29 protein-coding genes and 3 pseudogenes are annotated in these 23,552 nt (G+C 60.9%); 20 read left to right on the forward strand and 12 right to left on the reverse strand.

Going from position 1 to position 23,552, the window contains the following annotated elements; translation table 11 throughout:
- Positions 1–138 precede the first annotated feature (138 nt).
- The 6 genes from JCM21793_RS09505 (at position 139) to phoB (ending at position 6,353) form a co-directional block, all read left to right on the forward strand.
- Positions 139–1,176, forward strand: coding sequence for a PstS family phosphate ABC transporter substrate-binding protein (locus JCM21793_RS09505; protein WP_007010227.1), 1,038 nt, complete (start codon positions 139–141; stop codon positions 1,174–1,176).
- A 104-nt stretch (positions 1,177–1,280) separates the two neighbouring features.
- Entirely contained in the window at positions 1,281–2,753 is a 1,473-nt protein-coding gene (gene pstC, locus JCM21793_RS09510; protein ID WP_025030223.1) for a phosphate ABC transporter permease subunit PstC, read from the forward strand.
- Entirely contained in the window at positions 2,750–4,066 is a 1,317-nt protein-coding gene (gene pstA / locus JCM21793_RS09515) for a phosphate ABC transporter permease PstA (RefSeq protein WP_025030224.1), read from the forward strand. The genes pstC and pstA overlap by 4 nt, the downstream gene beginning before the upstream one ends.
- A gap of 14 nt (positions 4,067–4,080) precedes the next feature.
- Positions 4,081–4,896, forward strand: coding sequence for a phosphate ABC transporter ATP-binding protein PstB (gene pstB / locus JCM21793_RS09520; RefSeq protein ID WP_025030225.1), 816 nt, complete (start codon positions 4,081–4,083; stop codon positions 4,894–4,896).
- A 22-nt stretch (positions 4,897–4,918) separates the two neighbouring features.
- The gene (phoU, locus tag JCM21793_RS09525) at positions 4,919–5,629 is read left to right on the forward strand and encodes a phosphate signaling complex protein PhoU (protein ID WP_007010231.1); all 711 of its coding nucleotides are present in this window, start codon (positions 4,919–4,921) and stop codon (positions 5,627–5,629) included.
- A 37-nt stretch (positions 5,630–5,666) separates the two neighbouring features.
- Positions 5,667–6,353, forward strand: a complete 687-nt coding sequence (gene phoB / locus JCM21793_RS09530) for a phosphate regulon transcriptional regulator PhoB (RefSeq protein ID WP_025030226.1) — start codon at positions 5,667–5,669, stop codon at positions 6,351–6,353.
- Positions 6,354–6,421: 68 nt separating this feature from the next.
- On the opposite strand, the gene JCM21793_RS09535 is transcribed toward phoB, so the two are convergent.
- The 3 genes from JCM21793_RS09535 to JCM21793_RS09545 form a co-directional block, all read right to left on the reverse strand.
- Positions 6,422–6,748, reverse strand: a complete 327-nt coding sequence (locus JCM21793_RS09535; RefSeq protein ID WP_025030227.1) for a hypothetical protein — start codon at positions 6,746–6,748, stop codon at positions 6,422–6,424.
- Positions 6,749–6,838: 90 nt separating this feature from the next.
- A complete protein-coding gene (locus JCM21793_RS28690; RefSeq protein ID WP_007010234.1) occupies positions 6,839–7,006 on the reverse strand; it encodes a DUF1328 domain-containing protein in 168 nt (55 codons plus the stop codon).
- A gap of 133 nt (positions 7,007–7,139) precedes the next feature.
- Entirely contained in the window at positions 7,140–7,934 is a 795-nt protein-coding gene (locus tag JCM21793_RS09545) for a response regulator (RefSeq protein ID WP_025030228.1), read from the reverse strand.
- A 203-nt stretch (positions 7,935–8,137) separates the two neighbouring features.
- On the opposite strand from JCM21793_RS09545, the gene JCM21793_RS09550 reads away from it, so the two are divergent.
- Positions 8,138–8,344, forward strand: a complete 207-nt coding sequence (locus JCM21793_RS09550) for a NepR family anti-sigma factor (protein WP_025030229.1) — start codon at positions 8,138–8,140, stop codon at positions 8,342–8,344.
- Between the two features lie 5 nt (positions 8,345–8,349).
- Positions 8,350–8,901 (forward strand): sigma-70 family RNA polymerase sigma factor, encoded by a 552-nt coding sequence (locus tag JCM21793_RS09555; RefSeq protein WP_025030230.1) that lies wholly within the window; start codon positions 8,350–8,352, stop codon positions 8,899–8,901.
- On the opposite strand, the gene JCM21793_RS09560 is transcribed toward JCM21793_RS09555, so the two are convergent.
- Positions 8,898–9,299 (reverse strand): response regulator, encoded by a 402-nt coding sequence (locus JCM21793_RS09560; protein ID WP_025030231.1) that lies wholly within the window; start codon positions 9,297–9,299, stop codon positions 8,898–8,900. The two genes, JCM21793_RS09555 and JCM21793_RS09560, sit on opposite strands and share 4 nt — an antisense overlap.
- A 143-nt stretch (positions 9,300–9,442) precedes the next feature.
- On the opposite strand from JCM21793_RS09560, the gene JCM21793_RS09565 reads away from it, so the two are divergent.
- Positions 9,443–10,192: a Crp/Fnr family transcriptional regulator gene (locus JCM21793_RS09565; RefSeq protein ID WP_007010239.1), complete on the forward strand. Its 750-nt coding sequence runs from the start codon at positions 9,443–9,445 to the stop codon at positions 10,190–10,192.
- Here the strand turns inward: JCM21793_RS09565 and JCM21793_RS30905 are convergent.
- Together JCM21793_RS30905 and JCM21793_RS30910 are read right to left on the reverse strand one after the other, a co-directional pair.
- Positions 10,122–10,574 (reverse strand): AI-2E family transporter, encoded by a 453-nt coding sequence (locus JCM21793_RS30905; protein ID WP_280113505.1) that lies wholly within the window; start codon positions 10,572–10,574, stop codon positions 10,122–10,124. The genes JCM21793_RS09565 and JCM21793_RS30905 overlap by 71 nt on opposite strands.
- The gene (locus JCM21793_RS30910; protein ID WP_280113504.1) at positions 10,472–11,314 is read right to left on the reverse strand and encodes an AI-2E family transporter; all 843 of its coding nucleotides are present in this window, start codon (positions 11,312–11,314) and stop codon (positions 10,472–10,474) included. Before JCM21793_RS30910 ends, JCM21793_RS30905 begins: the two co-directional genes overlap by 103 nt.
- A gap of 133 nt (positions 11,315–11,447) precedes the next feature.
- On the opposite strand from JCM21793_RS30910, the gene JCM21793_RS09575 reads away from it, so the two are divergent.
- The 4 genes from JCM21793_RS09575 (at position 11,448) to JCM21793_RS25075 (ending at position 13,037) form a co-directional block, all read left to right on the forward strand.
- The gene (locus JCM21793_RS09575) at positions 11,448–11,786 is read left to right on the forward strand and encodes an ElaB/YgaM/YqjD family protein (RefSeq protein WP_025030232.1); all 339 of its coding nucleotides are present in this window, start codon (positions 11,448–11,450) and stop codon (positions 11,784–11,786) included.
- Positions 11,787–11,810: 24 nt separating this feature from the next.
- Positions 11,811–12,236 carry a hypothetical protein gene (locus tag JCM21793_RS09580; protein WP_244439708.1) on the forward strand — a complete coding sequence of 142 codons (426 nt, stop codon included), beginning with the start codon at positions 11,811–11,813 and terminating at the stop codon, positions 12,234–12,236.
- Positions 12,237–12,338: 102 nt separating this feature from the next.
- Entirely contained in the window at positions 12,339–12,533 is a 195-nt protein-coding gene (locus tag JCM21793_RS09585) for a hypothetical protein (RefSeq protein ID WP_007010243.1), read from the forward strand.
- Positions 12,534–12,578: 45 nt separating this feature from the next.
- On the forward strand, positions 12,579–13,037 hold the full coding sequence (locus JCM21793_RS25075) for a Dps family protein (protein WP_007010244.1): 459 nt from the start codon (positions 12,579–12,581) through the stop codon (positions 13,035–13,037).
- Between the two features lie 104 nt (positions 13,038–13,141).
- Here the strand turns inward: JCM21793_RS25075 and JCM21793_RS09595 are convergent, their stop codons facing one another.
- Positions 13,142–14,059: a diacylglycerol/lipid kinase family protein gene (locus tag JCM21793_RS09595; RefSeq protein ID WP_025030234.1), complete on the reverse strand. Its 918-nt coding sequence runs from the start codon at positions 14,057–14,059 to the stop codon at positions 13,142–13,144.
- Between the two features lie 213 nt (positions 14,060–14,272).
- On the opposite strand from JCM21793_RS09595, the gene JCM21793_RS25080 reads away from it, so the two are divergent.
- The 5 genes and pseudogenes from JCM21793_RS25080 (at position 14,273) to JCM21793_RS09615 (ending at position 17,325) form a co-directional block, all read left to right on the forward strand.
- On the forward strand, positions 14,273–15,178 hold the full coding sequence (locus tag JCM21793_RS25080; RefSeq protein ID WP_370671637.1) for a PRC-barrel domain-containing protein: 906 nt from the start codon (positions 14,273–14,275) through the stop codon (positions 15,176–15,178).
- Complete coding sequence (locus tag JCM21793_RS31450; protein WP_370671638.1) at positions 15,175–15,303, forward strand: hypothetical protein; 129 nt, start codon at positions 15,175–15,177, stop codon at positions 15,301–15,303. Before JCM21793_RS25080 ends, JCM21793_RS31450 begins: the two co-directional genes overlap by 4 nt.
- Positions 15,304–15,474: 171 nt before the next feature.
- A pseudogene (locus JCM21793_RS25085) lies at positions 15,475–16,406 on the forward strand (ring-cleaving dioxygenase).
- Between the two features lie 3 nt (positions 16,407–16,409).
- Positions 16,410–17,029: pseudogene (locus JCM21793_RS25090) on the forward strand (alpha/beta hydrolase).
- A 2-nt stretch (positions 17,030–17,031) separates the two neighbouring features.
- The gene (locus JCM21793_RS09615; protein WP_007010250.1) at positions 17,032–17,325 is read left to right on the forward strand and encodes a GNAT family N-acetyltransferase; all 294 of its coding nucleotides are present in this window, start codon (positions 17,032–17,034) and stop codon (positions 17,323–17,325) included.
- Between the two features lie 36 nt (positions 17,326–17,361).
- On the opposite strand, the gene JCM21793_RS09620 is transcribed toward JCM21793_RS09615, so the two are convergent.
- The 5 genes and pseudogenes from JCM21793_RS09620 to ectA form a co-directional block, all read right to left on the reverse strand.
- Positions 17,362–18,846, reverse strand: a complete 1,485-nt coding sequence (locus JCM21793_RS09620; RefSeq protein WP_007010251.1) for an aspartate kinase — start codon at positions 18,844–18,846, stop codon at positions 17,362–17,364.
- Positions 18,847–18,867: 21 nt separating this feature from the next.
- A complete protein-coding gene (gene thpD / locus JCM21793_RS25095; RefSeq protein ID WP_244439709.1) occupies positions 18,868–19,695 on the reverse strand; it encodes an ectoine hydroxylase in 828 nt (275 codons plus the stop codon).
- A gap of 198 nt (positions 19,696–19,893) precedes the next feature.
- Positions 19,894–20,286 carry an ectoine synthase gene (locus JCM21793_RS09630; protein ID WP_007010253.1) on the reverse strand — a complete coding sequence of 131 codons (393 nt, stop codon included), beginning with the start codon at positions 20,284–20,286 and terminating at the stop codon, positions 19,894–19,896.
- A gap of 5 nt (positions 20,287–20,291) precedes the next feature.
- A pseudogene (gene ectB, locus JCM21793_RS25100) lies at positions 20,292–21,580 on the reverse strand (diaminobutyrate--2-oxoglutarate transaminase).
- Positions 21,581–21,626: 46 nt separating this feature from the next.
- On the reverse strand, positions 21,627–22,229 hold the full coding sequence (gene ectA, locus JCM21793_RS09640) for a diaminobutyrate acetyltransferase (protein WP_025030235.1): 603 nt from the start codon (positions 22,227–22,229) through the stop codon (positions 21,627–21,629).
- Between the two features lie 221 nt (positions 22,230–22,450).
- On the opposite strand from ectA, the gene JCM21793_RS09645 reads away from it, so the two are divergent.
- Together JCM21793_RS09645 and JCM21793_RS09650 are read left to right on the forward strand one after the other, a co-directional pair.
- Positions 22,451–22,927: a MarR family winged helix-turn-helix transcriptional regulator gene (locus JCM21793_RS09645; RefSeq protein WP_007010256.1), complete on the forward strand. Its 477-nt coding sequence runs from the start codon at positions 22,451–22,453 to the stop codon at positions 22,925–22,927.
- A 16-nt stretch (positions 22,928–22,943) separates the two neighbouring features.
- The gene (locus JCM21793_RS09650; protein ID WP_025030236.1) at positions 22,944–23,552 is read left to right on the forward strand and encodes a hypothetical protein; all 609 of its coding nucleotides are present in this window, start codon (positions 22,944–22,946) and stop codon (positions 23,550–23,552) included.

Here is a 23,552-nt window from a genome sequence, read left to right on the forward strand (position 1 = left end):
CCGCCCGAAAAACCTGTCGTTTCGCCATCGTAATCGGGCTGACACGGAACTGTCATGGAACTGTTACACAGAGTTGTTATTCCGCTCCTCGACGCCGGCAGGGCGTCTGACCGAATTCCGAACAGGGAGCTGTCTCCAATGAAAAAATTCCTTCTTACCGCTTCGGCGGCCACGATCGCCCTTGCCGGTGCGGTCGGTGCGGCCGCGGCCCGCGATCAGGTACAGATCGCCGGTTCGTCGACCGTTCTCCCCTATGCGAAGATCGTTGCCGAGAACTTCGGTGAAACCTTCCCGAACTTCAAGACGCCGGTCGTCGAGTCCGGTGGTTCGTCCGCTGGCCTGAAAGAGTTCTGCAAGGGCGTCGGTGAAGCCACGATCGACATCGCCAATGCATCGCGCAAAATCCGCGAAAAGGAAGTTGCAGCCTGCGCCGAAGCAGGTGTGACGGAAATCCAGGAAGTCCAGTTCGGCTATGACGGCATCGTCTTCGCCACGGATATCCAGGGTCCGGACTGGGCGCTTGAGCCGGTTGATGTCTACAAGGCTCTGGCGGCGAAGGTCGCTGTCGACGGCAAGCTGGTCGACAATCCCTACAAGAAGTGGAACGAAGTCAATCCGAACCTGCCGGACTGGGACATTGCCGCCTACATTCCGGGCGAAAAGCACGGCACTCGCGAAGTCTTCGAGGAGAAGGTGCTTGCGGCTGGCTGTGAGGTTGCTGGCGGTCTCAAGGCAGCCGAAGAGGCTGGTCTCGACGAGGATGCTGCCGAAGACGCATGCATTGCGGTCCGCAAGGACGGTGGTGCGGTCGACATCGACGGCGACTACACCGAGACGCTCGCCCGCATCGACGCCAACAAGACCGGCGTCGGCGTGTTCGGCCTCTCCTTCTACGAGAACAATGCAGACAAGCTGAAGGTCGCCACCATCAACGGCATCACGCCGTCGGTCGACACGATCTCCACCGGTGAATACCCCGTGTCGCGTCCGCTTCAGTTCTACGTGAAGAAGGCCCATATCGGCGTCGTCCCGGGCCTGAAGGAATATGTCGAGTTCTTCCTCGACGACCAGATGGTCGGCCCGGAAAGCCCGCTCGCCGATTACGGTCTGGTTCCGGCTCCGGATGCGGAGCGGGACGCTCAGCGCAAGGCTTTCGAAGCTGGCGAAACCATGTAATCCGGTTTCCGCATGACAACGCAGGCGGCTCCTGCCGCCTGCGTTGGATCCTTGCGGAGAGGTTGTGAACTGGACGCCCGGCCTGGTGCCGGAGAGGGGGCTTCGTGGCCTGGGGACTTCTCCTTACCATCATCGTGTTCATTGGCGTTGTCGGCTATGTTCTCGGCAGTGCGCGTGCAAAAAAGCAAAGTGCATCGGTGGCTGAAAAGCCGCATTCGCGTGCGCATTATCATGGCTGGTGGGTATTCCTGCTCGCCGTTTTGCCGACACTGCTTTTCATGGCGGCCTGGTCGGCCGGCAGCTATGCCTATGTGGATCGCGCGATCAGCGAACGCATGCCCGAGCAAACAGCCGACAGCGCGATCGCGAGCCGTTCGCTTGCCCTGGGCATGGTCCGCAATCTGGCAACCGGTCTGCGCAGGATCGAGGGCGACCCCGCCTTTGCCGAGGTGCCGAAGAGCTTCGAGGCACTGCGGCCCGTTCTTGCCGAACGCGGCGTGGCACTCGCTTCTGACACGCAGGACTACATGATCCCCATCGCGCTCGACCTCAACGCCATGCAGGACAATGCAGCGTTGATCGGTACGGTGATCGCGATCCTTCTGTCGCTTGGCGGTGCCTTTCTCGGTCTGCGGAGCGTGCGTCCACGCGGCCGGGCCAGGAACAATGTCGAGCGCATCATCACCTGGGGTCTGCTGGCCGCCTCCACCATCGCCATCCTGACGACGGTGGGCATCGTCTTCTCGATGCTGTTCGAGACGATCCACTTCTTCCGCTCGGTGTCGCTGAGCAACTTCTTTTTCGGAACCGTGTGGGACCCGCGTTTCGCCGCTGCCGGTGCAGAAGCGCAGGAGGGCCAGTTCGGCCTCATTCCGCTGCTTGCCGGCACGGTCTATATCGCCTTCGTGGCGATGCTGTTCGCCGTCCCGGTCGGTCTGATGGCGGCGATCTACATGGCCGAGTACGCCTCCAAGCGCGTGCGTTCGGTGGTCAAGCCCCTGCTTGAGGTTCTGGCCGGCATTCCGACCATCGTCTACGGCTTCTTCGCCCTGGTCACGGTCGGTCCGTTCCTGCGCGACATGAGCGCGGCGATCGCCGGCGGCCCCGGCTTTATCCAGGCCCAGAGTGTTCTGACGGCGGGTCTTGTTATGGGCATCATGTTGATCCCGTTCGTCTCGTCGCTGTCGGACGACATCATCACCGCCGTGCCGCGCGCCATGCGTGACGGTTCGCTCGGGCTTGGCGCGACGCGTTCCGAGACCATCAAGCGCGTCATCTTGCCCGCCGCGCTGCCGGGCATTGTCGGGGCGCTGCTTCTCACGGCGTCGCGTGCCATCGGTGAGACCATGATCGTGGTTCTGGCCGCAGGCGTCGCCGCCAATCTCACGCTGAACCCGTTCGAGGCAATGACAACGATCACCGTCAAGATCGTCAATCAGCTCACCGGGGATCTGGAGTTCACCTCGCCGCAGACGCTGGTGGCCTTTGCGCTGGGCATGACCCTGTTCGTGCTCACGCTCGGCATGAATGTCTTCGCGCTGTACATCGTGCGCAAATACCGGGAGCAATACGAATGACCGACGCTGTCTACAAAGGGGGCGATGCTCCCCGCGCAGCCGCGCGCCGAGACATCGGCATCAAGAAGCGTTATGCGGCAGAGCAGCGGTTCCGGATGTACGGCATCATCGCGATCGCCATCGGCATCTTCTTTCTTGCCGCGCTTTTGTGGTCGGTGGTGTCCAACGGTTACACCGCTTTCTGGCAGAGCTCCATCAATCTGGATGTCACCTTCGCCGAGAATGTGATCGATCCGGACAATGAGCGCGCCACCGACCCGAACGCGCTTCTGACGGCCAATTATCCGAAACTTGCGACAGATGCCCTGGTGGCGAAGCTAGGGGTCGACCCGGAGAACCGCAAGCTGGTTCGCGAGGTGGGCGGTCTGATCTCGAACGGGGTTCGCACCCAGTTGCGCGACATGGTGGTGGCGGACCCGTCGATCATCGGCACGACCCGGAATGTGTGGGTTCTGGCGAGCGGCGATGTGGATTCTGCCGTGAAGGGTCAGGTCAACCTCGAGGTGGACGAAAGCCGCCGCAAGGTCTCCGACCAGCAGCTCGAATGGATGCGCACGATGGAAGCCGATGGCGTTCTGGAACAGCGCTTCAATTCGGGGCTTTTCACCCGTGGTGCTTCGAGCCGACCCGAAACGGCAGGCATGGGCGTCGCTATTGTCGGCTCGATCTACATGATGCTGATCGTGCTCGTCCTGGCGCTGCCGATCGGTGTTGCCGCTTCGATCTACCTTGAGGAGTTCGCGCCGCAGAACAAGCTGACCGATCTGATCGAGGTCAACATCAACAATCTGGCGGCCGTGCCGTCCATCGTCTTCGGCCTCCTCGGCCTCGCTGTGTTCATCAATTTCATGCATCTGCCGCGCTCTGCTTCTCTTGTGGGCGGTCTGGTGCTGACGCTGATGACATTGCCGACGATCATCATCGCAACGCGCGCAGCGCTGCGGGCCGTGCCGCCGTCGATCCGCTCGGCAGCTCTTGGCCTTGGCGCTTCGCGCACACAGACGGTGTTTCACCATGTGCTGCCGCTGGCAGCACCGGGCATCCTGACGGGTACGATCATCGGCCTGGCGCAGGCGCTCGGCGAAACGGCACCGCTGCTTCTGATCGGCATGGTGGCTTTCGTGGCCGATTACCCGACCACGCCGCTCGATCCCGCAACGGCGCTGCCGGTTCAGATCTATATGTGGGCGAACGAAGCCGAACGCGCATTTGTCGAGCGCACTTCGGGCGCTATCATCGTATTGCTGCTGTTCCTCGCCGTGATGAACATCACCGCCATTATTCTGCGGCGGCGCGTCGAGCGTCGCTGGTAACGGAGTGGAAGGACATGAATATGCTCACTGATGCTGCTGTCGAAGAAGCACTGGATGCGAGCCAGAAGCCAAGGCCCCTCAAGATGCGCGGCGAGAACGTGCGTGTCTTCTACGGCGAGAAGCAGGCGCTTTTCGATGTGAACCTGGATGTTCTGGAGAACCAGGTCACGGCGCTGATCGGCCCTTCGGGCTGCGGCAAGTCGACGTTCCTGCGCTGTCTCAACCGCATGAACGATACGATCGATATCTGCCGCATCGAAGGCAGGATCACGCTCGACGAACAGGACATCTACGATCCCAGGATCGACGTGGTGGAGCTGCGTGCCCGCGTCGGCATGGTGTTCCAGAAGCCAAACCCGTTCCCCAAGTCGATCTATGAGAACATTGCCTACGGACCACGCATTCACGGTCTGGCATCGAAGAAGGCGGAGTTCGACGAGATCGTCGAATCCAGCCTGCAGAAGGCCGGTCTCTTCAACGAGGTGAAGGACCGTTTGCATGAGCCTGGAACGGGCCTCTCCGGTGGCCAGCAGCAGCGTTTATGCATTGCGCGCGCCATCGCGGTTTCGCCCGAGGTGATCCTCATGGACGAACCGTGCTCGGCGCTCGATCCCATCGCCACCGCCAAGGTGGAGGAGCTGATCGACGAACTGCGCGAGAACTACACCATCGTCATCGTGACGCACTCCATGCAGCAGGCGGCGCGCGTGTCGCAGCGCACGGCCATGTTCCATCTGGGCAATCTTGTCGAGGAAGGTCCGACGGACAAGATGTTCACCAACCCGGATGACAAGCGCACCCAGGATTACATCACCGGTCGCTTCGGTTGACGCACAGATAAGGAACCAGATCATGGGCGAGCACACAGTCAGCTCCTTCGATGAGGAACTCGGTGAGATCGACCGCCTCATCCGCGACATGGGCGATCTCTCCGGTGCGATGACCCGCGCCTCAACCAATGCCCTGCTCAATTCCGACACTGCGCTCGCGCAGCGTGTCATCTCCGACGACACGATCATGGATGCCAAGCAGCGCGATCTCGACGAGCGCGCGATCACGCTGATCGCCAAGCGCCAGCCGATGGCGCAGGATCTGCGCAGCGTTGTGGGCGCCATTCGCATGGCAGCCGACCTGGAGCGTATTGGCGATCTCGCCAAGAACATCGCCAAGCGCGTGAGCGCGGTCGGGCAGAGCGCCACGCCGCGCACGCTCGCCCATTCCATCGATGCGATGGCAGGTCTGGTGCTGCATCAGGTCAATGCGGTGGTCGAACACTATGTGAAGCGCGATGCCGAAGCGCTGATCCGGTTGCGCGACGAGGATGAGAAGATAGACATCCAGTATACGTCGGTGTTTCGCGAACTGCTGACCTACATGATGGAGGATCCGCGCAACATCACGTCGTGCACGCATCTTCTGTTCTGCGCCAAGAATCTCGAACGCATCGGCGATCACGTGACGAATATCGCCGAAAATGCCTATTATGTGGTGACGGGGGAACAGCTTCCGGTCCAGCGGCCGAAGCTCGATGAAACACAGATGACGGTCGATGCGGATGCGTAGTCGGCCGTAGCAATGCCCTAGGAGAATGCCTTCCATGATTGCCCCCAAGGTCATGGTCGTTGAAGACGACGAACCGCTCTGCGTCCTGCTGAAATACAATCTGGAGGCCGAGGGTTATCAGGTAGAGATGATTTCGCGCGGCGATGAAGCCGAGGTGCGCCTGCAGGAAAATGTTCCGGATCTGCTCGTTCTGGACTGGATGGTCCCGGCTGTGTCGGGCATCGAACTTTGTCGCCGGCTTCGCATGCGCCCGGAAACCGAGCGCCTGCCGATCATCATGCTCACCGCGCGCGGTGAGGAAAGCGACCGCGTGCGCGGACTTTCCACCGGGGCCGACGATTATCTCGTGAAGCCCTTTTCGACACCGGAGTTCGTGGCGCGTGTCCGCGCGCTCCTGCGCCGGGCCAAGCCGGAGGTGCTGTCAACGGTTCTCTCCGTCGGCGACATTGTGCTCGACCGGGAATCGCACCGCGTTTACCGGCGCAAGAATGAAATCCGTCTCGGACCGACAGAGTTCCGCCTTCTGGAATTCATGATGCAGCATCCCGGCCGCGTTTTCTCGCGCAGCCAGCTGCTCGACAATGTCTGGGGTGAAACGATCTATATCGACGAGCGCACGGTTGACGTTCATGTGGGCCGGTTGCGCAAGGCCGTGAATCAGGGCCGACTTCCCGACGTGATCCGCACCATTCGCGGCGCCGGCTACGCTATCCGTGAAGCCTGAGACAGACCGACACAAAAACCCCGGCGCAGTTGCCGGGGTTTTTTCATATGCTGTTGCAGTCGGTCCGGTCACTTCACAAGCGTGCTTGCGGGCCTGCCATGTTCGTTCCGGGCAACCGCAAAGCTCGTCACCGGCTCAAGGGTGGCCGTCAGCTTGCCGTCGTCCGTAATGTCCCATTCCAGAACCGCGTCGTCGTAGACGAGCGCCGGATCAACGTAGACACATGTCGCCATAACCTGCGGAGCCTCATTTTCGAGCTCGCGCATCGAGAGAGGCCTTTCCGCCTCGCACTCCTCGAACGTCTCATAGACAGGCGTGGGGGCGGGCAGTTCGCGGCATTCGGCCATGTTGCCGGAGCAGCCGACAATCAGAAGAAGCGCAGCGATGTGTTCCATGGCGTTCTCCTTTCACTGTCTCCCCGAAGCGGAAGCCATGGATGGTCCGCCTCGCCGGGTGCCGCATTCGTTTACGTTGCGTCCCTTTGTTTAGCCGCGTCTCCTCAGCAGTCCCATGATCAGGGAAATGGCAAGAAGAGCGAGGAAAATATAGAACAGAATCTGCGCTATCCCCGCTGACGCACCAGCAATCCCGCCAAAACCGAGCGCGCCGGCGATGAGCGCCACGACCAGAAATATAAGTGCCCAGTAAAGCATGCTGTCTCTCCGTTTAGTTATGAATGCTAAACGCCTGCGCACGGAGATTGGTTCCCGGCCGAAAGAAAACCGGCAAAATAAAAGACCGCCCGTGGAGGGGCGGCCCTTAGGAAGCGGTGAAGCCAGCACTCAATCAGGCGGCGGCGCGTGCCTGGTGATCGAAGAACAGCGCCTGACTGATCAGCGCCTTGACCATTTCAGGACTGAACGGCTTGGTGACCAGGAAAGTCGGCTCCGGGCGTTCGCCGGTCAGCAATCTCTCCGGGAAAGCCGTGATGAAGATGACGGGAACGGTAGCCGCTTCGAGAATTTCGTTCACGGCATCGAGGCCCGAGCTTCCATCCGCAAGCTGGATATCAGCAAGCACCATTTTCGGCTGGGTCTTCGCGAACATCTCGACGGCCTGCTTGTGCGTTCGGGCGTTGCCGACAACCCGATGACCGAGGCTTTCGACCATCTCCTCGATATCCATGGCGATCAGAGGCTCATCCTCGATGATCAGGATATCGGTTGCCACCTGGCGGGAGATTTCTTCGCTGGCATCGTGCAGCATTGCGTTGATGCCGTTGAGATCGGTCTCCAGAATCTCCGCTGCCTCCTCCGGGCGAAAGTTCTCGACCGCTACCAGAAGGAATGCCTGGCGTGGACGCGGCGCGAGGGATGACAGGTTGCTCGAGGCGCGCTGCTCCCAGGCGGAGGTAGGGGCGTTGTCGGGCACTCGCACATCAAGCGTTTCGAACAGCGATGTGAACAGCCTGAAGAGCGCGATCCTGTCGGTCGACGCCTCGGGAAAGATGCTCGTGTCGGCGATAAGCGCCTCAAGCACCGCAGCCACCAGGGCGTCACCGCTCGATTGAGAACCGGATACCGCTCTTGAAAAGCGCCGCAGATAGGGAAGGTGCGGAGCGATACGCGCTGACAGGGTCATGGATTTTAGGTCTCCCTCGTAACGTGGCAATGGGAACAATGTATATTTATGATGTGTGAAACGCCCGTTCCGCGAAAATGTTCCGCAGGGACGGAACGATTTCCAAGCGGCGGCGTTTGGCAAGACACAAGACAGTGGTGGCGCGAGGCAATCGGATATGCCCGGGCCAGTGGGAGACAAGACCTTATGGATGAAGACAGGGCATGAATTACGGCAAACCCAAAGCCCGAAGCGGTGTGGAAAGGCGTGGGAAGGGCGATGACCCTCTCGGCGCAAACTCCGAGATCGGGCGCAAGCTCAGGCAATACTACGACGATTTGATTGCGGAAGACATTCCGGACCGGTTCAGCGATCTGCTCAATAAGCTCGAGCAGAAGAGCAGTGCTGACACCGCCGGAAACAAGGATTGATATCTATGAGTGTGTATCCGGGCTTTCGTGATGATCTTCTCGCTGCCGTACCCAGTCTGCGTGCGTTCGCGGTTTCGCTTTCGAAGAATGCCGACCGGGCCGATGACCTGGTTCAGGAGGCGCTCGTCAAGGCGTGGGACAAGCAGGCAAGCTATCAGCCGGGCACAAATCTGAAGGCATGGCTTTTCACCATCCTGCGCAACGAGTTTTATTCGCAGATGCGCAAGCGCAAACGCGAGGTCGAGGACAGCGATGGTGCCATCACCGCCCGTCTTTCAGTTCATCCTCCCCAGGAGGGGTCGGTCGACCTCAAGGACTTCCGCCGTGCGCTCGAGCAGTTGCCAGAAGATCAGCGCGAGGCGATCATTTTGATCGGCGCATCAGGGTTCTCCTATGAGGAGGCCGCCGAGATATGCGGCTGCGCCGTCGGCACGATCAAGAGCCGTGTCAGCCGTGCCCGCACGCGGCTGCAGGAGATACTGGCTATCACCGGTGAGAATGATTTTGGGCCGGATGCCATCTCGACCCAGATCACCAATTCGGTCTTCACCGCTTAATCGGGTTGCTGTCCGGCCCCGGCAGGCGAAGAGCCGATCGCCTGCGCGAGCGCTTCGATAAGATCGCTGTCCTTGTAGGGCTTTTCGACAATCGCGACGCCGTTGAAGGTCTCGAAGACCTGATGGTTCGCGGCATAGCCCGTTGCAAAGATAAAGGGTATGCGCCGGCTTTGCAGAAGACGGGCGAATTCGTCCGTCCAGTTGTCTGAGATCCTGATGTCGAGAATCGCGGTCGAGATGCGGCCCGTTTCCAGAACATCAGGCCCAAGCGCGTTGAATGAGGTGATGGTCACCACATCCTCGGCGCCGTGTTCCTTGCAGAGCGCCTCTATATTCATGGCAATCATGGTTTCGTCTTCGACAAGAAGAACGCGTGCGCCGTCCAGGGTTTTCTTCAAGCGGGCATCCTTCCGAAGCCAGAGAATCCATTTCTTCTGAACTCTCATTAGTTGACTGACTTGTCATTAAAAAAAGACATGCTCCTGACGGAACCGGAGGGTTCAAGATGGCGTTCCTCTTTATCAGCGGATTGAGGCAACCCGTGACAAAAGAACAAGAACTCACTCACAACAGTTTACCGTGTGAAAAATGTCCTCTGCGAAAGCGCGATATTTTCCGTGATTTTGAAGCCGACGAACTCGATTTCGTTGGCCGTTTCAAAAAAGGTGATCTCGCGGTCAAGAAGGGCGCAACTGTTCTGGTCGAGGGGGCGCACAATCCGCATCTCTACACCGTTCTTTCGGGATGGGGCTTTCGCTACAAACTTCTTGAGGACGGCCGCCGGCAGATCGTGAATTATGTGATGCCCGGGGATCTGGTCGGTCTGCAGGGCAGCCTGCTTGGCGAGATGAAACATTCCGTCGAGGCGCTCTCTCAGATGGTCCTGTGCGTGTTCGAGAAGGCGGAGCTGTTTTCGCTTTACCGGAAGTTTCCCGAGCTTGCCTACGACATCACCTGGATCGCATCGCGCGAAGAATGCATGCTGGACGACAATCTGCTGACGGTGGGGCGGCGCACCGCGCTGGAAAAAGTCGCCTATCTGCTGGTGTTCATCCTCGAGCGTAGCCGGCAAAGCGGCCTGACAAAGAACGGTACGCTTTCCATCACCCAGCAGCATGTGGCCGATACGCTCGGCATATCGGTCGTTCACACCAACAAGACCATCGCCCGCCTCATGGAGCGCGGCCACCTGAAATGGGAAGACGGCGGTTGCCGGATACTTAATCCGGAGGCCTTGGCCGAATTGGCGGGCTGGACGGCCGAGCGAGCGGGGAAGCGGCCTTTTCTATAGGCGCATGCGGCACGACCGGCCGTGCCCTTGAGCGCGGTCTGGCGGGCGCTGGAGGCTCTATGCCCGGGATGATGTTGCCGGAGACTGCGTAAAGCGTCAGCAATGCAGGGATCGCAATGAACCCGCCGATGGGTCCCCACATCCAGAGCCAGAATGCGATTGCCAGAAAAACGATGAAGGGGTTGAGCGTCATCCGCCGGCCGATAACGGTTGGCGTGACGAACTGTGCCTCGATCGCGTTTAATCCCAGATAGGTCAGCGGCGGCAGGAAACTCGCCGTCAGAGTGTCGAAAGTGCCAAGCCTACGGCCAGCAGAACGCAGGCCATCACCGCCGGACCGATATAAATCACGAAGTTCAACAGTGTCGCCATGGCTCCCCAGAGGGCGGGAGAGGGGACGCCGAGCAGCCAGAGGGCGATGCTGACAGCGATCCCAAGACCGATATTGATGATCGTGATCGACAGCAGATAGTCCGAGACCGCGTTCTCGACGTCGCGGAAGATGTGGGCAACGCGCCAGCGCAGACGACGATTGAAACAGAGGCGCAGAATGGCCGCCCGCGTTTCGTGCCGGGTGGCCACGAAGAAATAGAGACTGGCGAAGAAGATCAGCAATTGTGCCAGCAGCGAGGGGGCGAGCACTGCCACATTCTCCACGGTGGTGTCTTCTTTCACCGCTACCGTCACACTTGAGCCTCCGGTGACAGACCGAATCTGCTCCTGAAGGTCCTTGATCGTGTTGAGGGGCTGTCTGAGACTGGAAAGCTGCAACTGCAGTTCGTTCCATATCTGGGGCAAGCGGTCGGCCCAGGCTGTAAGCGGGGCCGCGATGGCGGTCAGAAAGCCGCCCACAAGCGCGATGAAGATCAGCACCACGACGACCGCCGAGACGGCCGGCCAGACGCCGACCCGTTCCAGGCGCGTGGCGATGGGGCCGAGCATCAGGCCGATGAAGACCGCGAGCGACATGGGCGCGAGCAGGAAGCGCCCATAGTGCAGCGCGACAATGAAGGCAAGCAGACCCAGGAACAGAACCGAAGCCTGCGCGCCATAGGTCAGCGCCATGTCAAGCGTCATGATATGCGAGCTTTTGCCCGGGCGGTTCCGTGATGCGTCATCCATGCAGTTTTTCCGGTGGCGTTTTCATTGAAAAGCGCGATGACGGGCAAATGGTTCCTTGGGATCGGGAACTTCACGGAGTGTTTCGCGTTGGGCTGTGAGCGAAACATTGTGAGCGAAGCATGGGAGATTGCACATGGCATCGACGACTGCGAAATCCGCCCGCGACCAGAAAAGCAGCGAGGTCACTACAGGCGATCTCGAAAAGGACATCCAGCAGCTGCGCGCCGATATGGCGCAGCTCGTCAGTCATCTGAAAGACATGGGTGGCCAGTCCGGAGAGGCGGCACGCAAGGCGGCAAGCGAGCGCATCGACCATCTGCGCGGGCAGGGCGAAGCCGCTCTGAACAGTGTCAAGGACAGCACGCAGGAGCTGGAGCAGGAGCTGGCCCGCACGGTGCGTGAGCGGCCATTCACCTCACTGGCGCTCGCCGTGGGGGCTGGGTTTCTCATCGCCCTTGCAACGCGCCGCTAGGCCTTCGCCATGATGGCAAGGCTGTTGGCTTCACTGGCGGCCGGAGAGGTTTCAGGCGTCGTCAGGCGCATGCGGGTCGCAACGGCTCTCTATGCGCTGGCCGCGTTTCTCGGCTTGTTCGGCTTTGGCTTTCTGGTGCTCGCCGGATTCATTGCCGCATCCCGGCACTGGGGTGTGATTGAAGCGGCACTCGGCTTCGGCATCGCGTTCATGGCGATGGCGATGGTCGTTCTTGTCAGCCTGAAGGTCTGGAGCCGCATCCAGGTGCGCCGTGCCCGGCGACGCCGGGTATCGGATGCAGGCGTGTTGGCCGGCACCGCAGCCCTGACGCTGCTACCCTCCCTTCTTTCGCGCACCGGACGGCTTGGCACCATCGCACTGCCGGTTCTGGCTGTCCTTGGGTATGCGATCTACCGGGAAAATGCCGGTCGCGACTCTGACAGCGAGTGACCGGGTGACGCAGGTTTCTTCCTGCATTTTTGATGGATGCATTTTCTTGGAACTCTCTCCTGACCTCAGCATTGAACCAGGGAAACAACAGGAGCGGTGACCATGCCCGAAACCGAGAGAAAGACAACGCCGGAGGAAGCCCGCCAGGGGCGTCGAGGCTTTCCCGTACTGATGGTGCTGGTGTGCGGCCTCTTGCTGGCTGCGGTGGTCTGGTGGGGTGTCGAAGTCTACGGCCTGATGCTCGACGATCAGCAGGCCATAGAACTTCCTGCTGCCCAGGACGATCCGACCGGCTGATCCGCCCGATAACTTCCCAAAACATGTTAGTCTAAGGAGAAACCCATGAGCGATGCCGCTGAAGTTCTCAAGCCGAAAACCCATGCGGAGAAAATGAACATTGGTCTTTCCGAAGCGGACCGAAAGGAGATTTCGGCCGGTCTTTCGGAGATACTCGTCGATACCTATCGTCTCCTGATCAAGACGCATATCTACCACTGGAACGTGGTCGGTCCGCTGTTCCACTCGATCCATGTGTTGACCGAGGAACAGTATAACACGCTGTTCGAGGCGACCGACATCATTGCCGAACGCGTGCGGGCGCTGGGTCATCACGCGCCCATCCTCAGCGGCAAGGGCGTCGACACATCGATTGAGCTTCGCGCCTCCGGCCGTTCGGCGCTGGAGATGGTTCAGGATCTGGTCGACGATCACGAGGAAGCCGTGCGCAAGATGCGCGAGATCGGCACAAAGGCGGATGAAAAAGGCGACCTTGTCACAGCGACATGCTCACAGACCGGCTGACCTTCCACGAAAAAGCGCTGTGGATGCTGCGCGCGATCATTGCCGATTGATGCATGATCCGCTTCCACGAAAACCCCGGTCGGTTCGCCCCGGCCGGGGTTTTCTTATGCCGTCCGGTCGTCGCTTTGCGGTGTGAGCACGCGCAGCGCCTTCGGGTGAAGGACGACCCGGGTTTCCTTTGGCAGCGGTCGGAGTTCACCGTCGATGGCGCATTTGAACCGGCGCCGTCTGGAACGGATGCGCACCGTCACTTCGGTTGCCTGATGAATTTCCACCTGTTCGTTCTTCCGCCACCGCCCGATTCCCATGTTGAGGAAGAAGAGAAGCAACTCGCCGCGTGTCCGCGCGTGGGTGATGTAGATGCCAAGCTGACCGCCATCGGGACGATCGGCGAACGGCAGGCGCTGGCCTTCGCCATAGAGATTGTTTGTCACCGCCAGGTTCGAGGTGGTGGCGAGCAGCCTTGTGCCGGGCAACTCCAGTTCCAGCTCCAGCCTGGGCGGCCTGATCATCGTGACGAGGGCTGCGCGCACCGAGGCGAAGATCTTGCCGAGCCGGGAGCGGAACTCCATGCGCTCGCGCAACCGGATCAGCTGCGGGTGCATGCCGATCGACATCTGATGCACGTAAAAGGTTCCGTCGGCCTCGGCTATGTCCACCTCCCGCACTGCGCCACGGGCGAGCGCGCTCATGGCCGCGTGCAGGTCCTGCGGGATGGCAAGGCTGCGCGCGAAGAGGTTCATCGTGCCGGCGGGCAGAATGGCAAGGGCCTTGTCGGAATGAGCAAGCAGACCGGCAGCCAGCGAAATGGTGCCGTCGCCGCCACCCGCCAGCAAAACATCGGCTTTCTCGTCGCGGGCTGCCTCTTCCATCGTCGGCACGAGCTCATCCCCCGCACAGAGCCTGATCTCGAGAGAATGCCCTTCCGTTTCGAAGATGTTTTTCATCTTGTCGGCGAGCGCACTCGTGTCGAGGTTTCGGAGCGTTCCTCCATTGCGGTTGAGAACGGCCAGAACATGCATTGCGGGCTTCCTGAAGGTTTCGCTGCAGTTGGTCTTTAAGGGGGAGCCGAAAGAAAGGTTCCAAAAAGAAGTCTGCCGGCGCGAGAAGAAAATGGCGGAACAAGAATCGGGGCGGCGCGTTCTAAGGATGCAAACGGCCACACACCAATCCTCCCTGGCAGGTTCGGTTCGGTGCGTGGCCTGTACAGAAACACTGCACACGGAGAGCTTATCATGTTCCGCAACCTTTTGGCGACCACCGCTATTGCAACGCTTGTCGCGACCGGCGCGGTCGCACAGACGTCGACCACCACGGGAACTGGCGCACCGGCTGCTGCACCCACCGAGCAGCCCACTGAAATGGTGGTGCGCGCTGACGGCCACCTGGCCACCGATCTGATCGGCAAGACCGTTTACAATGGCACCGGCGAAGACGCCGAGAACATCGGCGAAGTCAACGACCTCGTCCTTGATGAAGAAGGTGAGGTAAGCGCCATTGTCGTTGGTGTCGGCGGCTTCCTCGGCATCGGTCAGAAGGAAGTTGCACTTGAGTACGATCTGGTCGAATGGGCCGAGCAGGATGGCGACCGCTGGCTCGTCGTAGAGACCACGGCCGATGCGCTCAAGGCCCAGGAAGAATTCGACCGCTCTGCCTATCGCCCGATGCCGGCCGATGCAGAGGTCTCGGAAGCGAAGCCTGCTTCCAAGGACGATCTGGCCAACGCGCCGGTCAAGGCTGACGAGAACGCGGAAGAGACCGCGATGGCGCCTGCAACCGATACGATGGGCGGCAACGAAGCCGCGGATACCGATGGTATGGCGGCGGCGCCCGCTCCGGAGACGGATTCTTCCACGGCTCCCGCCGGTCAGACGGCGGATGCAGAGCGCCCGGCGACAGATGACACGATGACGTCCGCCATTGACCGCTCAAGCCTGCAGGAGATGCCGGCGAATGACATCCGCACCGAGCAGCTCACGGGCACCACGGTCTATGGTGCCAATGAAGAGAATATCGGTGAGATCGGTGACGTTATCATCTCGCAGGACGGCAACGTCGATGCCATCATCGTCGATGTCGGCGGCTTCCTCGGCGTTGGCGAGAAGGAAGTGGCCATCGGCATGGACAATCTCGCTTCATGACCGACGGCAACGGCTCGCTCTATCTCTACACCGAGTTCACGCAGGAAGAGCTGGAGCAGCAGCCAGCCTACGACGAGGCGAGCTATGGTGAGCGTCGCGACGAAATGCGGATGCAGGTTCAGTAATCTGTGCGTACCGCATTAAAACGAAAGGCCCCGTGCAATGCGCGGGGCCTTTTGTCTTCTTCGTGTTGACAATGCGTTTGATCGTTGCCGCTTTCATTGACGCATTTTCGTTGCCATCTTGGAGCCAGCTGGCCCGTGCATGAAGAAGGGCCAGGCGCGAAAGGAATTGCCATGCTTACCCATATTGAAGGCATTCATCACATCACCTCCATGGCGCGGGATGCGCAGGTGACGGACCGTTTCATCACCGATACGCTCGGCCTGCGCCGCGTGAAGAAAACCGTCAATTTCGACGCGCCGGAAGTTTATCATCTCTATTATGCCAACGGCACGGGCCGGCCCGGCACGGTCATGACCTACTTTCCTTTTCCCAACATCGTTGCCGGCAGGCGCGGGGCGGGCGAAGTGGGAGCGACCGTCTATGCCGTTCCCGAAGGCAGCCTCGATTTCTGGGAGAAGCGTCTTGAGGAACACGGTGTGACCGGTCTGGCGCGCGAGACCCGTTTCGGCGAGACGCGCCTGCTTTTCGACGGTGTGAATGGCGACGCTTCGCCTTGAACGAGATGAAAGATGACGCGCGGGAACCGTGGAATCGCGCGGGGATTGCCGACGACGTGGCAATCCGTGGCTTTCATTCCGCTTCGCTGGTGCTGCGCGACCGTCGCGGCACCGAGGCGCTTCTTTCGCTGATGGGTTACGAGCCGCTTGCCGAAGAGAACGGCATACTGCGCATGAAGAGAGGCGGCGGCAATGGCGCTGACCTGATCGACCTCGAAACCCGCCCGGATGCGCCCGTGGCGCGGCAGGGTGCCGGCTCTGTCCATCACATTGCCTTTGCGGTTGCCGATGATGCCGCGCAACTCGCCGTGCGTGACGCACTGGTCGCGGAAGGCTTTCAGATCACACCGGTGATCGACCGGGATTATTTCCACTCCATCTATTTCCGCGCCCCCGGGGGTGTCCTCTTCGAGATCGCCACCAACGAGCCGGGTTTCGCCAATGATGAAGACATGGCCCATCTGGGCGAGGCGCTGAAACTGCCCAGCCAGCATGCGCATCTGCGCGAGCGGCTCGAGGCATCGCTGCCGAAAATCGGAGGCTAGCGCATGGCGACCGACAATTACGTCCATCACCTGGCCTCTCAAGGGCCGGGAAAGCCGCTCCTGTTTCTCTTCCATGGAACAGGCGGCGACGAGCGCCAGCTCCTGCAGCTGGGTGCGGAGCTGCGCCCGGAGCCGGCCTTGTGGCGCCGCGTGGCGATGTCAGCGAACAGGGTGCGGCGCGCTTCTTCCGCCGCACCGGCGAGGGCGTCTACGACATGGGCGATCTTGCGCGGGCGGCCGGCCGTATGCGTGAATTCATCGCCGCTCATGTGGAGCGGGAGAGACCGGGTGCGGTTCTTGGTCTTGGCTATTCAAACGGAGCCAACATTCTTGCTTCCGTGGCCTTTTCCGCGCCGCAGCTCTTTGATGCCGCGGTGCTGATGCACCCGCTGATCCCGTTTGCGCCGGTCTGGGGCGAGGGTGCAGTGCGGACGCGGTTTCTGGTCACGGCGGGGCGGAAGGATCCAATCTGCCCGGAACGGCTCACCACACGGCTCACGGATTATCTCGAGGATGCCGGTGCAGAGACCGAGATCGAATGGCACGAGGGCGGGCACGAAATCCGTCCGAACGAAACCGTGGCGGCGGGGCGTTTTCTGCTGCCGTTTCTTGAGGGAGAGTGAAAATGAGTGTGAGTGAATCCATCATTGTCGAAGACACTGACAGCAAGGGGCGGTATCTCTATCGCGCCGATGGCCACGAGGCCGAGATGACTTTCTCCAAGATCGGCACCAGTCAGATCATCATTGACCACACGGATGTGCCGGACGCCTTTCGTGGGCAGGGTGTCGGCCTCGCGCTGGTCACGCGCGCCGTGGAAGATGCGCGCGCCAACGGCATCAAGATCAGGCCGCTATGCCCCTTCGCAGCCGCCCAGTTTCGGCGCCATCCGGAATGGGCCGACGTTCTGGCGCGCTAGAGGGGAACAGTGCGGTCACGTTGAAGGAAACGACACTCAGGCCGCTTCCTTCAACGTTTCCTCCCCCTCTTCAATGAAAGCCCGGTGCAATGCCTTGACGGCTTTTTCCAGGTCTTCACTGCGGACAAGAAACTGTACGTCGACGCCGCGGCCCGTCTCCTGCGAGGCGAGCGGTTTCACGCCTGCCTCGTCGAGCGCTTTAAGGCCTTCCAGCATGACGCCGAGCCCGGTCAGGTCGCGCCCGATCACAGACACCATGCCGGCGCGGCGTGCGGTGATGCGCGCGGCGGGATAGCGTTCGGCCAGATCCCGCTCCACCCGGCGCACGGATTTGAGCGTCGCCTCCAGATGGTGGACGATCGAGTTGGCGTTGGAGCTTTTCGAGACGATGCGCACGCGGTGGCGGGTCAGCGATTCCAGGATCGCCGCGTCATAGCCTTTCACGCCCACCATATCCTGCTCGAAAAGTTCAAGCGAGGTTACGGGCAGGCCGGTGACCATCTCGACACCGACACCATCGGCGGGTTCTGCGTCGATAAGCGTGCCGGGATCCTCCGGCTCGAAGGCATTGGCAACGCGCAGCGGCACGCCTGCCTGGCGCAGCTTTTTCGCTGCCTTCGGATGGATCGCCTCCATGCCCATGTTGGAAAGCTGGTCGGCGACATCGTAATTGGTGCGGCCGATCTTGCGCACATTCTCCGGTCCCACAAGGCGCGGATCGGCGCTCGAAAGGTGGAACTCCTTGTGAATGATCGCCTCGCGCGCGCCAGTCAGCGCCGCGATGGTGGCGAATGTCACTTCGGAGTAGCCGCGGTCGAATTCGCGCATCAGGCCCTCGCGGCATTGCGAATAGCCGGTAACGATGGGCAGTTCGCGCGACAGGTCGATCTCGTCGAATGCCTGTTCGATGCGCTCGTTGAGGCTTGGCTGCGTTTCATCGCGCCAGCCGGTGAGGTCGATGAAGCGTGCATTCACGCCCGAGCGGCGCAGAAGCAGGGCCAGATTGTTGGCCGAGTGCGCTTCACCCAGTGCCGAGAGAAGCTCGCGGATCGTCTGCATGTGCTCGCCGAGCTGGAAATGCCCGTAGGAGCACAGGCGCTGCAGGTCGATCAAGCAGCCGCGCGCACCCTCGATGCGCTCGCGCACGAAGTCGTCGGCGGCGTGCCGGTCGGCGGCCTCTTCGAACATCTCTTCGTTGATGGTGTGCATGGCGCGGCTCACCGCGCTCAGCGCCTCCATCCAGCCATGCTCGTTGTCGGCATGGGAAAACAGTGCGTAGACACCGGGTTCGCCCGACTTTTTGTGCTCCAGCAGCTTGTCCGTGATGCCGCCGAAAGCGGAAACGACGAAAACGCGGTTGTAGAGTGCATCGCCCTTGCGTTTGCCGATCAGGATCGTGTCGAGCAGCTCGCGCGCACGGCTCATCGACGTGCCGCCGATCTTCTCGACGGTGTGGATGCCTCGTTGTTGCTGGTTGGTGCGGCCCTTCTCGGCCGCACCGCTTTCTTGTCGGTCAGTCATGATGTCCAGTTCGGTTTTGGCTTATGCCAGTTTCCCGGTCTTGATTTCGACGGGGGTGGGTTCGCCGCGCTCGGCGAGAAAATCGGGCCGTGCCTTCGCCGCGCCGTATGGCTCTTCGAGCCGGTTCGAAACGGCGTTAAACACGAAGAAGGCGTTGGAGCGCGGAAACGGCGTGATGTTTCCATTGGAGCCGTGGATCGTGTTGCAGTCGAACAGCACCAGCGTGCCGGCCTTGCCCGTGGCAGCGGTGATGCCATGTTCGTTCGCCAGCTTGCCCAGCGCCTCATGCGAGGGCACACCCACTTCCTGTTTCTTCAGCGAAGATTTGTGGTTCTCATCGGGCGTTTCGCCGGCACAGGCGATGAACTGTTTGTGCGAACCCGGCATCAGCATGAGCGGGCCGTTCATTGCGTCATTGTCGGTCAGGAGCAGCGAGGCGGAAACGGCACGCATGCGCGGCATGCCGTCCTCGGCGTGCCAGGTCTCGAAATCCGAGTGCCAGTAGAATTCCTTGCCGGTGAAGCCCGGCTTGTAGTTCAGCCGCGACTGGTGGATGTAGACCTCGTCGCCGAGAAGGAAACGGGCGATGCCCGCAACGCGTCGGTCGCTGGCCAGTCGGTTGAAGAGGGAGCTCTGTTCGGGCAGCTTGAAGATGGTGCGGACCTCATCCGAGCCGGGCTCGGTGATCACGCTGCCATCCATCAGATCGCGCTCGCCATTGCGCATGGCGGCGGATTCCGCCTTCAGCGCCTCGACCTCTTCAGCCGTGAAAATATCTTTGAGGATCAGGAAGCCGTCACGGTCAAACTGGTCGGCCTGCTGTGCTGTCAGAGCGCATCGGGGCGCCACTGGCTCCATACGGTTCGGTCCTGCCGGGGCAGCCAGCGTTCTTCAGGCAGCCTGCTGGGATAGGGATCCTGACTTCTTCGGTCACGTTCCTTCGACATCGCTGTCATGGTCGTTCTCCTTTTCTTTCAGGGTTTTCGCCGGCGGGCGCATGAGCCCGAGCACCGCGCCCGGATGGCGCGGTGTCAAGGCTGTCAAAGGTTATGCATCCTCCAGCGCATATGAGCCGTCGGCCTGGTGCACTTCCTTGCCGGAAACCGGCGGGTTGAAGGTGCATGCCATGATCATCGGCTTTTCTGCGTCGGCGCGCAGAATGTGCTTGTCATGCTTGTCGAGCGCATACATGACGCCCGGCTTGATCTTATGAACTTCGCCGGTCGCGCAGTCCTCGATGGAGCCCGTGCCGTCGACGCAATAGACGCATTCAAGATGGTTCTTGTAATGCATGTGCAGTTCGGCGCCGGCGTGGATGGTCGTGATGTGGAAGGAAAACCCCATCTCATCCGACTTCAGGAGAAGGCGCACACTGTCCCACCCTTCCGAATGGACGTGACGTTCGGTGTTCTTCGCTTCGTTCAGGTCGCGCACGATCATGTTCGTTACTCCGCTGCGATTTTTGTGTTCTGGGTTGTTTCGGCGACGGCAGACTGAAGAATATCCAGACCGCGCGCAAAGGTTTCCTGCTCGATGTTGAGCGGGCAGAGGATTTTCACCACCTCGTCATGCGCGCCGGAGGTCTCGATGATCAGCCGTCGCGGAAGCAGCGCTTGCAGATGTCGCCTGCCAGCTCGCCTGAGCCCACATCCACGCCCATCATCATGCCACGGCCCTTCACGCGGGCATCGGGCAGAAGCGCGGCGATCTCATTGAGACGCTTTTCGAGATAGGCACTGCGCTCGGCAATCGTGGCGCGGAACGTGTCGTCCGCCCAGAATTTCTCAAGCGCCACGCGCGCGGTGACGAAGGCATGGTTGTTGCCGCGGAAGGTGCCGTTGTGCTCGGCCGGGCCGAATACGTCGTATTTCGGCTTCACCAGAACCGTTGCGAACGGAAGGCCGTAGCCCGACAGCGATTTCGCCATGGTGATGATGTCCGGCGAGATGCCCATCTCCTCGAAGGAGAAGAAATTGCCGGTGCGGCCGCAGCCTGCCTGAATATCATCAATGATCAGCAGCGCGCCATGGGCGCGGGCGATCTCGCTCACCCGGCGGACCCATTCACGGGACGCTGCATTCAGCCCGCCTTCACCCTGCACGGTTTCGAGCAGGATCGCTGCCGGTTTTTCAACGCCGCTGGAGGGCTCCGAAAGCATCCGGTTGAGGAGATCGGCCGTGTCGATGTCGCCGCCCATCGCGCCGTCATAAGGGATGCGCGTGACATGGTTGAGCGGCACGCCGGCGCCGCCGCGATGATAGCCATTGCCCGTGGCTGCCAGCGCGCCAAGCGTGACGCCATGGAAGCCGTTTGTGAAGGACACGACATTCTGGCGTCCCGTCACCTTGCGGGCGATCTTGAGTGCCGCCTCGATGGCGTTGGCACCCGTAGGGCCGGTGAACAGGACACGGTGATCCATGTCGCGCGGGCGCAGAATGAGACGCTCGAAGGATTTGAGGAACTCGGCCTTGGCATCGGTGTGCATGTCGAGCCCGTGCGTGACGCCGTCGCGCTCAATATGCTCGATCAGCGCGGCCTTCATGTCCGGGTCGTTGTGACCATAGTTCAGGCTCGAGCAGCCGGCCAGAAAGTCGATGTAGTCCCGGCCTTCGGCGTCTGTCAGGGTCGAGCCCTTCGCCTTGGTGAACACGGTCGAGAAGCTGCGGCAATAGCTGCGCGCTTCCGATTCGCGTCGCGTAAAAATCTGCTTGTCGTCCGTCGTAACGGTCGTCATATCTATTCCTTCGGATTGATCGGTCGTGCGAATTGGGACGCCGCTATCAGGCTGCGTCGTCGCTCCGGGCCTCGTCTGCCTTGCGCAGAGAAATCCAGTTTCCGCGTAAATCGTCGGATGCACCTTCGGCGAACTGGATTGTCACCATGTGCTCGGTGGCATGCTTGCCATCGAAATGCGCATCCTTGCGGAAGTAAGGCTCGTGGCTGAGTTCACCGCCGCGCCTGCGGGCGAGTGAGGAAAACAGGCCCCAGCTTGCCTTGTTGTCGGAGGTGATGGTGGTCTTGAGTGCCTGCACATTTTCGCAGGCTTCCCGGTCGAGCAGTGCGGCAAGCAGCTTCTTGCCGACGCCCATGCCCTGGACACTCTGGTCCACGGCGACCTGCCAGACGAACAATGTGTTGTCCTCGTCCGGCAGAAGATAGGCCGAAACCCAGCCCACCAGCGCTCCATCGCTGGTTCTTTCGGCGGCGATACAGGTGTCGCCGAAATGGTCGCACTGCAACAGATTGCAGTAGAGTGAATTCTCGTCGAGCGGCTCGCAGGACTGGATGAGCCGCCACACGTCCGCGCCGTCTTCCTTGCGCGGGGGGCGATAGACAATTTCGGGCGATCGCTTGCGTACAAGCTTGATATCAGTGGTGGCCATTGGTCTCCTCATAGCGCGCCGAATATTATGACTATCGAAGGATATTTCAACCGCTGGAATTGAAAATGGTTCCATGAGCTGCGCAAACCCATGAAATGCAATGGTTTCCGAGGAAGATTTTATTCGCTAATCAAAATATCTTTTCTCTGCTATTTGTGTGCGAGTGGAGAGCGGCGACCGAGAATCGCCCCTTCGGCCTCCGAGTCCTGGGGAATGGCGGCATGGAAGATCGTACTGAAACAAGCTTGATCGCACTGCGGCGAATCCTGCGTGCAACAGAGCTCAACGCGCGCACGCTTGCCCGGGCGACAGGGCTGACGACACCGCAGCTCATCGTGCTTGAAATTGTCGCTGCGGCAGGCCGGGCCACCCCGAAGGACATCTCCGGCAAGGCCGGTGTCGGGCAGGCAACGGCCACCTCTCTGGTTGACAAGCTGGAGGCGCGTGGCCTCGTCACCCGCACGCGCAGCGAGCGCGACAAGCGTGTGGTCTGGGTGGCGCCGACGGAAGAGGGTCGCGCGCTGTTGAGCGCTGCGCCCGATCCATTGCAGAAGACCTTTTCAGAGCAGTTTCAGGCCCTGCCGGACTGGGAACAGGGCATGATCGTTGCAGCCCTTGAGCGTGTCGGTGCAATGCTCAATGCCGGCGCGCTCGATGCCGCACCGCTGCTGGACGTCGGTGCGGTGGATCGCAAATAGGAGAGGGTAAAGACGCATGTTCGGGACGTCGATGCAGCGTGAATGGCTGACGGATATTGTCGAAAGCCTGCCGTCGCTGGTTTTTGTCGCGCTGTGGCGCAGTGGAGCAGATCAGGAACTGACGGGCTGGATCGGGACAGGGCTTGCCGCATGCATGCTTGTGGGCTTCCGTGTCTGCCGCTGGCGGTTCCACCCGGTACTTCTCGGCATCAACATCCACCTTCTCGTGATCACGCCGCTGATCGTCGGCCTCTACCGTTTTGGCATCCCCGCCTGGGGGGACGCCATTGTCGAGGTCGCTTATAAGGGCGTTCTGATCACTATCTTCGTGACCGGATGCGCGCTGGTCTTCACGCGCCGGGGCTTTATCGGCGTCGACGGGGCGCCGGGCGCTCATCGCCCTTATTCGCTGGCGCTTCTCATTGCGTCTGCGATCACGATCCTCTGGTCCTTCTTCCTTGCCAGCGGCGGCCCGCTCATCACGGTCGCTCTCCCGGTTATGGGGCTTTTCGGGCTTCGTCGCTTCCTTCTGGCGCGACTTGCCGACCGTGACGGTGCAGCCGGTGCGCTGGTGCCAGTCGGAGCCGGCGCAGCGCTTGGCGCCGCCTCCATGGATGACACCTGA

This window comes from Nitratireductor aquibiodomus NL21 = JCM 21793 (assembly GCF_000615975.1).
GTDB classification, from domain to species: Bacteria; Pseudomonadota; Alphaproteobacteria; order Rhizobiales; family Rhizobiaceae; genus Nitratireductor; species Nitratireductor aquibiodomus.

Excerpts from the sequence above, each read along its gene's own strand:
- JCM21793_RS09505 (WP_007010227.1), top strand. The coding sequence starts at position 139 with ATGAAAAAATTCCTTCTTACCGCTTCGGCGGCCACGATCGCCCTTGCC.
- pstA (WP_025030224.1), top strand. The coding sequence starts at position 2,750 with ATGACCGACGCTGTCTACAAAGGGGGCGATGCTCCCCGCGCAGCCGCG.
- pstB (WP_025030225.1), top strand. The coding sequence starts at position 4,081 with ATGAATATGCTCACTGATGCTGCTGTCGAAGAAGCACTGGATGCGAGC.
- phoU (WP_007010231.1), top strand. The coding sequence starts at position 4,919 with ATGGGCGAGCACACAGTCAGCTCCTTCGATGAGGAACTCGGTGAGATC.
- JCM21793_RS09535 (WP_025030227.1), bottom strand. The coding sequence starts at position 6,748 with ATGGAACACATCGCTGCGCTTCTTCTGATTGTCGGCTGCTCCGGCAAC.
- JCM21793_RS28690 (WP_007010234.1), bottom strand. The coding sequence starts at position 7,006 with ATGCTTTACTGGGCACTTATATTTCTGGTCGTGGCGCTCATCGCCGGC.
- JCM21793_RS09545 (WP_025030228.1), bottom strand. The coding sequence starts at position 7,934 with ATGACCCTGTCAGCGCGTATCGCTCCGCACCTTCCCTATCTGCGGCGC.
- JCM21793_RS09550 (WP_025030229.1), top strand. The coding sequence starts at position 8,138 with ATGAATTACGGCAAACCCAAAGCCCGAAGCGGTGTGGAAAGGCGTGGG.
- JCM21793_RS09555 (WP_025030230.1), top strand. The coding sequence starts at position 8,350 with ATGAGTGTGTATCCGGGCTTTCGTGATGATCTTCTCGCTGCCGTACCC.
- JCM21793_RS30910 (WP_280113504.1), bottom strand. The coding sequence starts at position 11,314 with ATGGATGACGCATCACGGAACCGCCCGGGCAAAAGCTCGCATATCATG.
- JCM21793_RS09575 (WP_025030232.1), top strand. The coding sequence starts at position 11,448 with ATGGCATCGACGACTGCGAAATCCGCCCGCGACCAGAAAAGCAGCGAG.
- JCM21793_RS09585 (WP_007010243.1), top strand. The coding sequence starts at position 12,339 with ATGCCCGAAACCGAGAGAAAGACAACGCCGGAGGAAGCCCGCCAGGGG.
- JCM21793_RS25075 (WP_007010244.1), top strand. The coding sequence starts at position 12,579 with ATGAGCGATGCCGCTGAAGTTCTCAAGCCGAAAACCCATGCGGAGAAA.
- JCM21793_RS09595 (WP_025030234.1), bottom strand. The coding sequence starts at position 14,059 with ATGCATGTTCTGGCCGTTCTCAACCGCAATGGAGGAACGCTCCGAAAC.
- JCM21793_RS25080 (WP_370671637.1), top strand. The coding sequence starts at position 14,273 with ATGTTCCGCAACCTTTTGGCGACCACCGCTATTGCAACGCTTGTCGCG.
- JCM21793_RS31450 (WP_370671638.1), top strand. The coding sequence starts at position 15,175 with ATGACCGACGGCAACGGCTCGCTCTATCTCTACACCGAGTTCACGCAG.
- JCM21793_RS09615 (WP_007010250.1), top strand. The coding sequence starts at position 17,032 with ATGAGTGTGAGTGAATCCATCATTGTCGAAGACACTGACAGCAAGGGG.
- JCM21793_RS09620 (WP_007010251.1), bottom strand. The coding sequence starts at position 18,846 with ATGACTGACCGACAAGAAAGCGGTGCGGCCGAGAAGGGCCGCACCAAC.
- JCM21793_RS09630 (WP_007010253.1), bottom strand. The coding sequence starts at position 20,286 with ATGATCGTGCGCGACCTGAACGAAGCGAAGAACACCGAACGTCACGTC.
- ectA (WP_025030235.1), bottom strand. The coding sequence starts at position 22,229 with ATGGCCACCACTGATATCAAGCTTGTACGCAAGCGATCGCCCGAAATT.
- JCM21793_RS09645 (WP_007010256.1), top strand. The coding sequence starts at position 22,451 with ATGGAAGATCGTACTGAAACAAGCTTGATCGCACTGCGGCGAATCCTG.
- JCM21793_RS09650 (WP_025030236.1), top strand. The coding sequence starts at position 22,944 with ATGTTCGGGACGTCGATGCAGCGTGAATGGCTGACGGATATTGTCGAA.